At 58.5% G+C, this 14,162-nt stretch carries 12 protein-coding genes; 9 read left to right on the forward strand and 3 right to left on the reverse strand.

From position 1 onward, the window contains the following. Nucleotides 1–36: 36 nt before the first annotated feature. Nucleotides 37–996 carry a glutathione S-transferase family protein gene (locus HKD40_RS10330; RefSeq protein ID WP_169195674.1) on the forward strand — a complete coding sequence of 320 codons (960 nt, stop codon included), beginning with the start codon at nucleotides 37–39 and terminating at the stop codon, nucleotides 994–996. 21 nt (nucleotides 997–1,017) lie between these two features. On the opposite strand, the gene HKD40_RS10335 is transcribed toward HKD40_RS10330, so the two are convergent. After that, complete coding sequence (locus HKD40_RS10335) at nucleotides 1,018–1,491, reverse strand: NUDIX domain-containing protein (RefSeq protein ID WP_248306013.1); 474 nt, start codon at nucleotides 1,489–1,491, stop codon at nucleotides 1,018–1,020. 45 nt (nucleotides 1,492–1,536) lie between these two features. Between HKD40_RS10335 and HKD40_RS10340 the strand changes: the two genes are divergently transcribed. After that, the gene (locus tag HKD40_RS10340; RefSeq protein WP_169195675.1) at nucleotides 1,537–2,496 is read left to right on the forward strand and encodes a metallophosphoesterase; all 960 of its coding nucleotides are present in this window, start codon (nucleotides 1,537–1,539) and stop codon (nucleotides 2,494–2,496) included. A 333-nt stretch (nucleotides 2,497–2,829) separates the two neighbouring features. Here HKD40_RS10340 and HKD40_RS10350 read toward each other — a convergent pair whose 3' ends face one another. Next, on the reverse strand, nucleotides 2,830–3,246 hold the full coding sequence (locus HKD40_RS10350; RefSeq protein WP_169195676.1) for an IS1 family transposase: 417 nt from the start codon (nucleotides 3,244–3,246) through the stop codon (nucleotides 2,830–2,832). Nucleotides 3,247–3,706: 460 nt separating this feature from the next. Further along, the gene (locus tag HKD40_RS10355; protein ID WP_169195677.1) at nucleotides 3,707–4,183 is read right to left on the reverse strand and encodes an Lrp/AsnC family transcriptional regulator; all 477 of its coding nucleotides are present in this window, start codon (nucleotides 4,181–4,183) and stop codon (nucleotides 3,707–3,709) included. Nucleotides 4,184–4,296: 113 nt separating this feature from the next. Between HKD40_RS10355 and HKD40_RS10360 the strand changes: the two genes are divergently transcribed. From HKD40_RS10360 to HKD40_RS10390, 7 genes are all read left to right on the forward strand, one after another. Beyond that, complete coding sequence (locus HKD40_RS10360) at nucleotides 4,297–6,660, forward strand: transketolase (RefSeq protein ID WP_169195678.1); 2,364 nt, start codon at nucleotides 4,297–4,299, stop codon at nucleotides 6,658–6,660. Nucleotides 6,661–6,852: 192 nt separating this feature from the next. Beyond that, nucleotides 6,853–8,451 (forward strand): peptide ABC transporter substrate-binding protein, encoded by a 1,599-nt coding sequence (locus HKD40_RS10365; RefSeq protein WP_169195679.1) that lies wholly within the window; start codon nucleotides 6,853–6,855, stop codon nucleotides 8,449–8,451. A 66-nt stretch (nucleotides 8,452–8,517) separates the two neighbouring features. Next, nucleotides 8,518–10,272, forward strand: coding sequence for an ABC transporter ATP-binding protein (locus tag HKD40_RS10370; protein WP_169195680.1), 1,755 nt, complete (start codon nucleotides 8,518–8,520; stop codon nucleotides 10,270–10,272). A gap of 13 nt (nucleotides 10,273–10,285) precedes the next feature. After that, on the forward strand, nucleotides 10,286–11,215 hold the full coding sequence (locus HKD40_RS10375; RefSeq protein WP_169195681.1) for an ABC transporter permease: 930 nt from the start codon (nucleotides 10,286–10,288) through the stop codon (nucleotides 11,213–11,215). Beyond that, the gene (locus HKD40_RS10380; RefSeq protein WP_169195682.1) at nucleotides 11,212–12,093 is read left to right on the forward strand and encodes an ABC transporter permease; all 882 of its coding nucleotides are present in this window, start codon (nucleotides 11,212–11,214) and stop codon (nucleotides 12,091–12,093) included. The genes HKD40_RS10375 and HKD40_RS10380 overlap by 4 nt, the downstream gene beginning before the upstream one ends. 2 nt (nucleotides 12,094–12,095) lie before the next feature. Beyond that, a complete protein-coding gene (locus HKD40_RS10385; RefSeq protein ID WP_169195683.1) occupies nucleotides 12,096–13,304 on the forward strand; it encodes an aminotransferase class V-fold PLP-dependent enzyme in 1,209 nt (402 codons plus the stop codon). 41 nt (nucleotides 13,305–13,345) lie between these two features. After that, nucleotides 13,346–14,074 carry a FadR/GntR family transcriptional regulator gene (locus tag HKD40_RS10390; protein ID WP_169195684.1) on the forward strand — a complete coding sequence of 243 codons (729 nt, stop codon included), beginning with the start codon at nucleotides 13,346–13,348 and terminating at the stop codon, nucleotides 14,072–14,074. The last annotated feature ends 88 nt before the right edge of the window (nucleotides 14,075–14,162 follow it).

Here is a 14,162-nt window from a genome sequence, read left to right on the forward strand (position 1 = left end):
ATTGAGGACGTGCGATGGCGAACGAAAGGACGAACAATGGGACAGTTGATAGATGGCAAGTGGTCAACCCAGTGGTACGACACTTCCAAGACCGGCGGAAAGTTCGTCCGCTCGCAATCCGGCTTCCGTAATTGGGTCACCGCTGATGGCGCTCCCGGCCCGTCCGGCGAAGGGGGCTTTAAAGCCGAAGCAGGCCGCTATCACCTCTACGTCTCCCTCGCCTGCCCTTGGGCCCACCGCACGCTGATCTTCCGCAAGCTCAAAAACCTTGAAGATTTGATCCCGGTCCACATCGTCTCGCCCAAAATGCCAGACGAAACCGGCTGGTCATTCAAAACCGACGAAGGCTCCTCCGGCGACACGCTTTTAGGCAAAGACTTCCTCTGGCAGGTCTACGCTGCCGCCAAGCCGGACTACACCGGCCGCGTCACCGTTCCAGTTTTGTGGGACACAAAAACCAATTCCATCGTCTCGAACGAAAGCAGCGAAATCATTCGCATGTTCAACTCGGCCTTTAACGAGCTGACCGGCAATGAGGACGACTATTATCCCGAAGCCCTGCGCGCTGACATCGATGCGGTCAACGCCCGCATTTATGACGAGGTCAACAACGGCGTCTACAAGGCTGGCTTTGCCACGACTCAGCCCGCTTACGAAGAAGCGGTAGCAAAACTCTTTGCAGCCCTCGATTGGCTAGAAGGCCTGCTCGGCGAAACCTCATACCTCACCGGCGATACCATCACCGAAGCCGATTGGCGTCTCTTCACCACGCTCGTACGCTTTGATGCGGTCTATGTCGGTCACTTCAAATGCAACATCCGTCGCATCGCCGACTACCCCAACCTCTCGCACTATTTAAAGGCGCTCTACGAGGTCCCGGGCATCAAGGAAACGGTCGACCTCGACCACATCAAAACGCACTATTATTGGAGCCACATCACCATCAACCCAACCCGCGTCGTGCCGGTCGGGCCAGATCTGGAATTCCTGCGTTAAACGTAAAATTCGGCGTGGGGCTTAATAGCCCCACACTTTCCGCTTTTCGACGCCGTCAAAATACTCGTCGATCCGCTGCGAAGTTGCCGGAGACACCCCATTTGGCAGCTGCCGACGGTCAAACCAGCCGATCTCTGCGATCTCGCGATCCGGCTTACGCTCGAATTCGTGGCTGAATTTCTTGCAGACGAAGAAGGCGACATGGTCCCGGTTCGTCACCGGACTGGAATTATGGTAAAGACCAAATAACTCCATCGGGCCCTCGACTCGATAGCCGGTTTCCTCCAAAGCCTCGCGCACGCCGGCCTCTTCAAAAGTCTCGCCGGGGTCGACGCCGCCGCCCGGAAATTGCCAGCCCGGCACGTAAGTATGCTTAATTAGCAAGACCTTATCGCCATCGACCAGCATAACGCGGGTGCCGACAGTCATGCGGAGCATAAAGCCTTTTACGGTTAGAAAGATGCGCGCAATCATGCGCTGTCGGCCATTCATCATCGGCTTTGCTCCAATACTTGCCCCATCGCTAGCAGAGCTTTGCGCGTGACAAAATCGTGTGGAAGCACGATTGAACATTTTCTTGGCCGCTTCATTCTGGCACAACCCCTCTCGATGATCACACTCGCCCACATTTCAGACATCCATCTCTCGCCGCTTCCAGAAGTGGCACCGCGTGACCTTTTGGGCAAACGCCTGACGGGCTACCTGAACTGGAAGCTCAAGCGCCACGGTGAGATGAACACCGAAACCCTGCAGCGACTGGTTGCGCACATGCGCGAGCAAAACGCCGACTTTACGGCGGTCACTGGCGATATGACCAATCTGGCGTTGCCCTTCGAGGTCGAACGCGCTGGCCAGTGGCTGCGCGAGTTGGGGTCTTCGGAAACCACGGCCGTCTGCCCCGGCAATCACGACGCCTATGTCCCCGGCGCGCTTGAGCACGCGCAGCGCGAATGGGGCGATTATCTCAAGGGCGAGACCATCGAAGGCCAGGCCTTCCCCTTCGTGCGCCGTGTGGGCGACGTTGCCATCATCTCTTGCTCAAGCGCTGTCCCGACCGCGCCGTTCTTGGCCGTCGGCAAGTTTGACGATATGCAGGCCGCGCGTCTGTCGCGCCTTCTCAAAATTCTCGGCGATGCGGGTTACTTCCGCGTGGTGATGATCCACCATCCGCCCGTCCAAGCGCTTCAGCACCCAAGCTTTGGCCTCAAGGGCCACCGCACCTTCCGCCGCGTCATCGCCGAAGAAGGCGCTGAAATGGTCCTTCACGGCCACACCCACCGTTCATCCATCCACCACATCCCCGGCAAGGGGCATGAGGTTCCAGTGATCGGCGTCGCCGCCGCCAGCGCCGCCCAAGGCGGCACGCTCGACGATCCAGCCCGTTACAATCTCTTCCGCATCGAAAAAGCGGGCGAGACGTGGCAGTGCACCATGCGCGAATACGGCTTCCAGCGCATCGGCTCCGACATCGTCATGCGCATGCAAATGCGGATTTACTAAAGAGCAAGCAGCTCTACTCCTCCCCCGAATTCGGGGGGACTGTTCATTTGGGACTCCTTATGAGGTGTCTGTTGAAGAACAGATTGAGCGTAATCTCGAGCATCTGCACTGTTTTGGAGACGCGCTTCGTCCGCCGATTGAACCGCGCAAGATTGTCCCTGATTGAGGAATTTGAGGACTCAATCAGGTGGGTTTGCGCCTTTGTTTCCAGGTGTGGCACGGTCACGCCATTGCGCTTGAAAGCGAGTGCGTAACAAGAGTTGGCATCGGTAAAGATGGCCCCGATCTCACCCACAGCCTGCAGGGCCAAGCGGTAAGCCGTGATCGCACTTTCTACGCCTTTGTCACCGATGTGGTGGGCAACAACGCGGCGCTGTCTTCGGCTATAAACGGTCCAGATAACCGCTCGCTGCTGTTTTTTTGGACGTAGGTATAGATCTCGTCCATCTCAATAATATCGGGCCCGCTCGCTGGCGTACCGCGCTGAGCCGCAATCCGCTCTTGCAAGATGTCGTGCTCCTTGCGGATCCATTTAAGGACCGCGGCTGGGGAGGCCGAAAGGACGCGCCCAATGGCCCGAATGCCGGTGCCGTTGAGATACATCTGAACGGCCTGCGCTTTTGTCTGAGCGCTGAATTTAGGGGCGCGATCAGTAAAGTACCGACCACACTCCTTACAGCTAAATCGCTGGTAACCCGCCTTGAGGCCGCGCTTGACCGTGGCAGTGCTAGAACAATCTGGACAATCCATCTCAAACCCTCCGGCAAATCACCCCCAAGCAGTCAAACTAGAATCCCAAATGAGTAAGTTGTAAACAGTCCCGTATTCGGGCGAGGCCGGGTGGGGGTCTTCCTCCAAACCCGCACCTACTCACTCCCGGGCACGCCCAAGTGTAGCCCCTTGGGTCAACCCCAAGCGTAACGAGCCGTGCGAGGGACACACCTGCTATGACAGAAGTCACCCATCACCGGTGATCCTCACCACCACCCAAACGAATTAAGCAATCCCCGCCGCCAAAACCACGCGCATCATGGGAGCCCCCTGCCCCTCACTCCGCGCCGAGCGCCTCCCCCCAAAAAAAGCCGCCCCCTTGGCGGCGCGATCTTTTCCGCCTTTGCGCCCCTTTCTCGCGCCCCAAACCGCCACCTCCGCGCCCATCCTCGTGCCCATAAAGGCCAGCAGAATGCCCATAATGTGCCAATTGTGGCCCCTAAATCGGCAGCACGCGCGAACTCTTCACTGCCCCCAGCGAAAAACTGCTCTCGATCGAGGCGACGCCGTCGAGCTGCGTCAGCCGTTTGCGCAGGAACGTCTCATAGGCTTCCAGATCGGCGCAAACCACGCGCATGAGAAAGTCGAACTTGCCTGTCATCAGATAGCAGTCCATCACCTCCGGCCACCGACTGATGGCCGCACCAAAGTCGTCGAGATTTTGTGCCCGCTGCTGTTCGAGTTTGATCGAGATGAACACCGAAACCGGCAGCCCCACCGCCTTGGGATCAATGCTCGCCCCATAGCCGGAGATAATCCCGGCCTCCTCCAGCTGCCGCACCCGCCGCAGACAGGGCGAGGGCGAAATGCCCACCCGCTCGGACAAAGCCTGCACGGTAATGCGCCCATCCTCCTGCAACGCACGCAAGATTTTGTGGTCGATTGGATCGATCTCTCGTTTGGCGAATTCTGCCAAGATTATCTCCAGAACTTGCGATTTCCTGCGCTATCAATCGCCTTAGAGGGCGAGATAGGCGGAAACCGTCCCTGAACAGAGCATAATGTCAGACATTATGGGAGGACAAGCCGATGACACTAGGTTCGGATCGCATTGCGGCCATTGAAGCACTGAACAAAAAATCTCTCTGGCTTGCCAGTTGGATGGTGCATCACGCCAATCACATCCGGCCCAATGTCGACGGCGTTAAAGTGGGCGGGCATCAGGCCAGCTCGGGTTCCATGGCCATGCTGCTCTCGACCCTCTATTTCGGCGTTTTAAAACCTGAAGATCGTGTCGCCGTAAAACCGCACGCGGCACCGATCTTTCACGCCATCCAATATTTGATGGGCCGACAGGAGAAGCAAAAACTCATTGATTTCAGAGCCTTCGGCGGCGCGCAGTCCTACCCGTCCCGCACCAAAGACACCTCCGACGTTGATATTTCCACCGGCTCCGTGGGCCTTGGCGTCGCCTTCACCGCCTTTGCCTCGCTGATCCAAGATTATGTCCGCGCCAAATCTTGGGCCAAGATTGACCGCCCCGAAGGACGGATGATCGCACTCGCCGGGGATGCCGAACTCGACGAAGGCAATATCTACGAATGCCTCTTGGAAGGCTGGAAACACGGGCTACGCAATTGCTGGTGGATCATCGATTACAACCGCCAAAGCCTTGATGGCGTTGTGCGCGAAGGGCTTTACGACCGCATCGAAGCCATCTTCCAGGCCTTCGGCTGGACGGTCGTTACGCTGAAATATGGCGCCCTCCAGCGCGCCGCCTTCGCCGAGCCCGGCGGCGATAAGCTCAAGGCATGGATCGATAATTGCCCCAATGATCTCTATTCGGCGCTGATGTTCCGGGGCGGCGCGGCTTGGCGCGAGCGCCTCACCGATGCCATCGGCGATCAGGGAGCCGTCTCCGCCCTCCTCGCCCGCCGTTCTGATGCTGAGCTTGCCGAACTCATGGCAAATCTCGGCGGCCACTGCGCCGAGAGCTTGCTCGAACAGTTCACCGCCGCAGGCTCGGATACGCCCACCGTCTTCATCGCCTATACGGTAAAAGGCTGGGGCACGCCGCTCGCGGGGCACAAGGATAATCACGCTGGGCAGATGACGTCGGCCCAGATTGAACAGCTCCGCGCTGCGCACAAAATCCGCGACGGGCATGAGTGGGATCGCTTTGAAGGTCTTGAAAATCAAGACGAACTCCAATCCTTCTTGGACGCAGTCCCCTTCAACACCAAGGCCTCGCGCCGTCTCTCCTCGGCCGCAGTCCCAACCATTGGCCCCCAGCTCCTCGGCACAGGCGCGACCTCCACTCAAGCCGCATTTGCCAAAATTCTCGACGCCTATGCGAAATCTGACAGCGCCTTGTCCGAACGCATTGTCACCACCTCGCCTGACGTCACCGTCTCCACGGGCCTTGGCGCATGGGTCAACCGGCGCAATCTCTTTGCCCCCAAAGAGAAGGTCGACCTCTTCCAAAAAGAGGCCATCCCGTCGACGCAGAAATGGCGCTTCACCCCCTCAGGCCAGCACATGGAACTCGGCATTGCCGAGATGAACCTCTTCCTCATGCTCGGCGCAGCAGGGCTCTCCCATTCGCTCTTTGGCGAACGCCTCCTCCCGGTCGGGACACTGTACGATCCGTTCATTTCGCGCGGCCTCGATGCGCTCAATTATGCCTGCTACCAAGACGCTCGCTTCCTGCTGGTCGCTACGCCCTCCGGCGTTTCCTTGGCGGGTGAAGGCGGCGCGCACCAGTCTATCGCCTCGCCACTGATTGGCATGGCGCAGGATGGTCTCGCCAGCTTTGAGCCAGCCTTTGCCGACGAGCTATCCATCATCACCGATTGGGCTTTTGACTACATGCAACGCACGGGCGATGCTCGCCCTGACCTCGCCGATTGGCCGCGCGACGTCACCGGCGGCTCGGTCTATCTGCGCCTCTCGACCCGCACGCTCGAGCAGCCACCCCGCCCTGTTACACCAGCCCTCAGCGAAGGCATTATCCGCGGTGCCTATTGGCTCAATCCGCCCACGCCGCAATGCGAGGTGGTGCTGGCCTATCAGGGCGTGCTGGCCAGCGAAGCCATTGAAGCGGCGGCACGATTGGGCGGCGACCGACGCAATGTTGCCGTGCTCGCCATCACCTCCGCCGACCGCCTCAACGCGGGCTGGCAGGGCTCTGTACGGGCCCGTATGCATGGCGACCACACCCCGAGCCATATCGAGCAACTGCTGGCCCAAGTGCCCAATAAAATCGGCATCGTCACCGCGATTGACGCCCATCCGGCCACGCTCTCGTGGATCGGCAGCGTATGCGGTCATCGCACCATTGCGCTCGGCGTCGAGCATTTTGGTCAAACCGGCACGGTTCAGGACCTTTACCGCCACTTCGGCATTTCCTCCGACGATATTGTTCGTGCAGCAAAGCAGTTCGCCTCATTTTGAGGCGAACTGGCCAGGCAATAAACACGGCCCCTCTATTGCAATCGTTTCCTAGAAATACGCTTGTCAGCGTCGATTTCATTTGTCAGACATATGTCAATTGGTTCGTTTGGAAGGGACAGACGAACCAAGCACGAGCGCAAAGATGCGCCGGACTTCAGGGAACGACATCAAGCTTCGAGAAGGAGGGAGCTCATGCACATTCTACCGAAATTGGTAGGCGCACTGGCCGTCGCAACAGCGTTGACCATGCCGACCTTGGCCCAAACCACCATTGTGGCACCGGGCCAATCGACCACCGGCACCTACATGGACTACATGAAGACGGTCTATGACCGCGCCACCTTCGCTGAACTCCTGCAAATTCCGATCGCTACTTTCGATAAGGAATTTGAGCTTGTTCCGATGGCAGCGGAAAGCTGGAGCCAATCGGAGGATGGCCTCACCTGGACCTTCAAGCTGCGCCCCGGCCTCGTTTGGTCCGATGGTGAACCTCTGACCTCGGAAGACTTTGTTTTCTCGCTCCAGCGTGCAGCCGATTCGGGCTATGACTTTGCTTGGTATTGGGATTTTGCTGGTGGGATCAAGGGCTGGAAGGAAGTCACGGAAGGCGCTGATGCTTCCGAACTGGCCGTCAAAGCTGTCGATGATCTGACCATCGAGATCACCACCGTCGCGCCAAAACCCTATTTCCCATCCGTCACCAGCCTCTGGTATCCGGTGCCAAAGCACCAGCAGGATAAGTTCGGCGACGATTGGGCGCTCAATGTCGAAAACGTTGTGTCCTCCGGTCCGTTCTCGGTCGAGAGCTGGGAGAAGTCGAACAATTCTGTCGTCTTCGTAAAATCCCCGACCTACACCGGTCCCTGGCAGGCACAGGTCGATCGCCTCGAAGTGGATCCGACCATTGGCGCGCCAGAAGTTGGCCTGCCAGCCTTTCTCGCGGGCGATGCGGATTACACCTTCCTCAACACCGGACAGGTTCCTGTCGCCACCGCCACCAATCCTGACGGCATCCGCAAGAACGCCGTGTTCGCAACGTCCTACATTTCCTATGATTTGGACGCCGAACCCTTCAACAATGTCGACGTCCGCCGCGCCTTCTACCACGCCGTGGACCGTGCTGAGTTGACCTCAACCGTTCTCAAGGACATCGCCATCCCAGCCGGGTCGATCCTGCCCCCAGGCTATCCTGGCTACAATCCAGACGTCGTTGCGCAGGCAACTTTCGACCCCGAAAAGGCCAAAAAGCATCTCGCCGATGCAGGCTTCCCGAACGGCGAAGGCTTCCCAAATGTCGACATCTGGATCCGGGAAGAGGGCGGCTATAACGGCGCTATCGTTCCGGCTATGGCGCAGTACCTTCAGGCTGAATTGAAGGAACACCTCAACATCACGGTCTCAATCCGTCAGCTCCCCGGCGCTGAATGGATGGACGGCCTGCGTGGCAAGAAGAACAACATCTTCATCGCCCCGTATGAATACGACTATCTCGATCCGTCAAACTTCTACGGCATCTTCTACAATGGTGGCCGTCACGGCTACTTCGTGCCGGAATATGACGCGCTCGTCGCCAAGGCTGACGCCGAAAGCGACTGGGATACCCGCTACGATCTCTACGCTCAGGCCGAACAGGTCATGATCGATCAGGGCCTGATCGTGCCGCTGGTGCACCCGATTACCACTGCTGTGATCTCTGGCGATTTGGGCGGCGAAGCCTCGCAGCCAAACTCTCTTGGCTTCACCCCGCTTGACCGCCTTGGCCACTACTTCTTCACGCACCTGACGAAGTAATCCAGCAGCATCCTAGCGTCCCTTGGTTCCTCGTGCCGAGGGGCGCTAGCCCAATTAGGTCAGCCCATGCCCCTCATCGAAATCGAAGACCTGCGCGTCAGTTTCCGTCAATACGGCGGCAAAATTGATGCTGTTCGTGGCGTCAATTTCACGCTCGACGAAGGCGAAAGCCTCGGTATCGTGGGCGAGAGTGGATCAGGGAAGTCCGTGAGCTGCAGCGCTCTCATGCGCTTTCTACCCGCCACCGCCGAAGTGAGTGCCACAAAACTCATGCTTGGCGGCATCGACGTTACCAAAGCCAATAAGGAAGATCTGGCGCGCCTTCGCGGTCGCTTTGCCTCCATGATCTTCCAAGATCCGATGACGGCGTTTGACCCCGTTTTCACCATCGGCCACCAAATCGCCGAAACCATTCAGGCCCACCGCAACCTGCCCAAGAAGCAGGCTCTGGCGGAAGCCGAAGACCTGCTGCGCCGCGTCGAAATCAAAAACGCAGCGGATGTCGTCAATTATTACCCGCACCAGCTTTCAGGCGGCATGTTGCAGCGCGCTATGATCGCGATGGCACTCTCTTGCCGACCCAAAGTTCTGATCGCAGACGAGCCAACCACCGCGCTTGACGTCACCATTCAGGCCCAGATCCTAGAGCTCATAAAGAAGGTTCAGGCCGAGTTTGGCATGGCCCTAATCATGATCACCCACGATCTGGGCGTCATCGCCGAAACCGTCGATCGTGTGCTGGTCATGTATCGCGGCGAAGTGGTTGAGCAAGGCTCCGTGCAGCAGATTTTCGACGCGCCCGAACAAGCTTACACCAAGCAACTCTTGGCCTCGCTTCATTCCAGTTTCGAGCCGTCGCGCGGCAGCGATGATGAGACCCCGGCACTTGAACTAAAGGACGTTCAGAAAACCTATCGCATCCGCCGCCGCAGCGGTTTTCGCACTGAATATTCCGATTTCAACGCAGTCCAAAAAGTGGACCTCGTCCTGCCGAAAAACCGCATCGTTGCCGTAGTGGGCGAAAGCGGTTCAGGCAAAACCACCACCGGCATGATGGCGCTACGCCTCCTCGAGTCCACCGCTGGGCAAATCCTCTTGCACGGCACGGACATATCTTCGCTCCCCCCCGCCGACCTCAAGGCGTGGCGCAAGAAAATGCAGGTTGTCTTCCAAGACAGCTACTCAGCGCTCGACCCCATGATGACGCTGACGCAGATCATTGCTGAGCCTCTCCATATTCATCAGCTGGGCACCCCAAAAGAACAGGCTGAGAAAGCCATCGCTTGGCTTGAACGCGTCGGCCTCGACCGCAGCTTTGCCACCCGCTATCCACACGAGCTTTCGGGCGGCCAACGCCAGCGCGTCGCCATCGCCCGCGCCCTTATTTTGGAGCCGGACGTGCTCGTTGCCGACGAGCCGACATCAGCGCTTGACGTCACGGTCAAAGCGCAGATCATTGGGCTTCTCAAACAGCTGCAAGCGGAGATGGGTCTGTCCATCCTCTTCATCAGCCACGACCTCTCTACAGTGAAGTCCCTCACCGACAGCGTGGTCGTTATGTATAAGGGGCGCGTTGTCGAAGAGGCACCAACTGAGCGCATTTTCGCCGATGCTCAGCATCCCTATACGCAGGCCCTGCTTGACGCCGTCCCGGCCACCAATCCGCGTGACAAACGCAGCCGCACCTTCCTAACAGCGGAAGAGATCGCCGCTCGCACCCCACGCTTTACCGTCATTCAAACCGGCGCCGCGCCGAACAAAACGCCGCAACTCGTCACCATCGCTCCCGGCCACCGGGTCGAAGCGATTGTGACGACCTAAAGGAGGAGCGACCATGCTGAGCTATATCCTGCGCCGCCTCGTCTCAGTTGCGTTCACCTTCATCGTGGTGTCGCTGATCATCTTCTTTATGATGCACGCTGTCCCCGGCGGCCCGTTCGACGCCAACGACATGCCGGTCTCCGCCGCCGTCCGTGAAAAGCTTATGGCCCAACTTGGGCTCGATCAGCCGCTCTACGTGCAATACTTCAAATACATGTGGGGCGTGCTCCATCTCGATTTCGGCGTGCCCTATCAAAGCCCTGGCGAAAGCGTGTTGCAATTGCTCTCCCGCGCTTGGGTCCCCAGCCTTGTCTTGGGGGGCCTCGGCGTTGTGGTCGGCGCGCCCTTGGGCATTCTTTTGGGCATGGCGGCAGCGCTCAATCGCAACACCTGGATCGACTATGTGGCCTCCACTGTCGCAACCATTGGCCTCACCATTCCGGTGTTCGTCACCTCGATGCTGCTGATCTTGGTGTTTGCCGTCTGGCTCAAATGGTTTCCCGCGAGCGGTTGGCCCCACCCCAATCGCTGGGTATTGCCAGTTATCGCCTATGCCGCAATTCCGCTCGCCACTTACGCGCGCTACACCCGCTCGGCCATGCTCGACACCCTGAGTAAGCCCTTTGTCAACGTGTTGCGCGCCAAGGGCCTTTCCGAACGAAAAATCATCTTCCAGCATGTGCTGCGCAATTCGGCAATTCCACTGGTCACCGTCTTCCTGCCCATGTTCATTGGCACAGCAACAGGCTCGATCTTTGTCGAAGCCATGTTCCGCGTGCCCGGCCTTGGGACATACTTCGTCTCCTCGATCCAGAACCGCGATTATCCGCTGGAAATGGCGCTCATGCTCATGATCACCTTCATGTACTGCATCGCCTATCTGCTCTCGGACATCGTCTATGCGCTGATCAATCCGCGTATCCGCGTAGGAGGAAGCCAATGACCGACATCCTCACCCCACCGCCCGCGAGCAACCGCAGCCCGCTTTGGTTCGCTTGGATGCGCTTTAGCTCAAACAAAGCCGCCCTCGTCGGCGGCATCGTCATGGTGGTGCTGATCTGGATGGCGATCTTCGCCCCGATCATGACCCCCGTCGAACCCGAAGCGCAGCTCTTTCTCACCCAAGCCCTCGCCTTCCCTTCCCCCGAGCATTGGATGGGAATTGATAATCTCGGGCGCGATTTTTACACCCGCATCGTCTATGGCGCGCGCGTCTCGCTCTCCATCGGCTTCATTGCGGCTGGGTTCTCCGTCCTCATAGGAATTCCCCTTGGCGCTTTGGCAGGCTATTTCGGCGGCAAAGTCGATTGGGTCATCATGCGTATCATCGAGCTCTTCTCGGTAGTTCCACCGCTGCTCGCCGCAATGCTCTTGGGTGCCCTCACCCGTGGCGGCTATCCCACTATTGTCGCCATCGCGGCCCTCTTTGGCTGGGTGCAAGTGTGCCTTCTCGTCCGTGCCCAGGTGAAGGCATCGCGCGAGAAGGAATTTGTCCGCGCCGCCGAGGCCCTCGGAGCTTCCCCTTGGTACATCATCAGTCGCCATCTCATTCCAAATTCCATTAGCCCGATCATTGTCGGTTTCGTGCTTGCGATCCCCCTCGCCATGATGCTCGAAGCCTCATTGAGCTTCCTTGGAATTGGTGTTCCCCCGCCAACCCCCACCTGGGGTCAGATGATCAATGAAGGCATCAACTTCATGTTCTTCTATTGGCACCTTGCCGTGTTCCCCACGGCAGCCCTTGCTATCACTGTGCTCGCCACCTCGCTGTTTGGCGATGGTCTGCGAGACGCCCTCGATCCGACCCTGAAAGGCCGTTAATCGTGTCTGAAAATCTTGCTCGACAGTTCCTCATCCGCGAGGATGTCGTTTTCCTCAACCACGGCTCTTTTGGCGCGTGTCCGCGCCCGGTGTTTGAGACCTACCAAGGCTGGCAGCTCGAATTGGAGCGCGAACCCGTCGAATTCCTAGGCCGCAAGCTCACTGAAAACATGCGCGTGCCGCGTCAGGCCCTCGCTGCCGAACTGAACTGTGACGAACAGGACGTTGTGGGCGTCATCAACGCCACCACCGGCCTCAACATTGTTGCGCGCTCGCTCGACCTCAAGCCGGGCGATCAGATCCTCACGACAGACCACGAATATTCCGCTCTGGAAAAAACCTGGGCCTTTATCTGCCGCCAAACTGGCGCAGAAATCGTCGTCGTCGATGTGCCCTTGCCGCTCACCAGCGAAGAGCAGTTCACCAAGGCCATCGTGTCCGGCATGACGGAGCGCACCAAAGTGCTCTTCCTTAGCCACATCACATCCGCAACAGCCCTCGTGTTCCCGGTCGAGCCCGCCATTGCTGAGGCCCGTAAGCGCGGCATCTGGTCAGTTATCGACGGTGCCCACGCCCCCGGCCATATCCCGCTCGACATGCAAAAGCTTGGCGCCGATTTCTACTCTGGCAATTGCCACAAGTGGATGATGGCTCCCAAGGGTTCAGCCTTCCTCTATGCCCGCCCAGAGGTCCAATCCCTGCTCGACCCTCTGGTTGTCAGCCACGGCTGGACCGCGCAATCCAAGGACCCCGGCGCCAAAGGTGCATTCGACAACTCCCCCTTTGTCGACGAAATCGAAATGATGGGCACGCGTGACCCTTCGGCTTTCCTCGCCATTCCTGCCGCGCTCAAATTCCGCGACGACAATGATTGGCCCGCTGTTGCCGAACATTGCCGCGCCTTGGCGCAAGACACCGGCGAACGCATTGCCAGACTCACGGGCCTTGAACCCTTCAGCTCGCCCGAGTTTTGCGCCCCGCAAATGGTCGCCATGCCGATCCCGGAATGCGATCCACTGGCCATCCACACGGCGCTCTTTGAGCAGTATAAAATCGAAATCCCGGTTTTCCGCTGGAAGGACCACTGCGTCGCACGTGTTTCTGTGCAGGGCTACAACTCCAAACCACAAATGGATCGCTTGGTTGAGGCTCTCACGGCGCTTCTGAACTTAAACAAGGCAAAGGCTGACAAACGCTCTCAGATGTGGTGAGAAAGAGCACCTAGCCGCCACACCGAGAGGATCGGGCACCCATGGATCGGGAAAATGCCCTTAACTATCTGGAGCCTTTAGAGAACCGCACACGCAACGTGGCGGTACAGGATGCGCTCGCCGAAATGGTCGAGCGCGCCGGTCTCAAAATCGGTGACCGCCTCCCGCCAGAATTGTCCTTAGCCTCGTCTTTGGGCGTCGGCCGTTCGACAATTCGGGAGGCCCTCAATCGCTGGGAAGGCCTTGGCGTCATCCGTCGCCGTCGTGGCGACGGAACCTATCTCACCGCCAATGTGCAAACCTCGCGCGGGCTCATTCCCACCATGGTGCGCTTGGAAGGCGAAGCCCTGCTCCGCCTTCTCGAAATTCGCCGCACGCTCGAAATCGACGTCGTGCGCAAAGCCACGATCCACGCCAGCGATGCGCAGCGCAAAGAGATCAGTCGACTGGGCGACATTCTTCTCAAGGCAGTCAATGGTGGTCACCCTTGGCGTAAAGAAGACCATGCTTTCCACGACGCCATTTATCATGCCTCCGGCAATCCGATGTACGGCCAGATTCTCACCAATCTTGATCACGCCCTCGAACGTGACGTGAACTCGCCCTACAATCGCGATGCCTTCGGTCTTGGGTCTTTCCCCATGCACAAGGATCTGGCCGACGCAATTCTCGCCAGCAATCCAGATCGGGCTGTCCAAGCGATCAGCGAAGTGATCGACAATGTGGAGTTCGAAATCCGCGCAATCTTGGCTGCCACCAAGGACAGTTAGTGCGCGACAAAAAATAGCGCGATCAACTCGCCACCGCCCTACTCCCGCCCAAGCTGCAAATCACCTATATGATGGACAAACGCAGCGA

It is taken from the genome of Devosia sp. MC1541 (assembly GCF_012847305.1).
Taxonomy (GTDB): domain Bacteria; phylum Pseudomonadota; class Alphaproteobacteria; order Rhizobiales; family Devosiaceae; genus Devosia.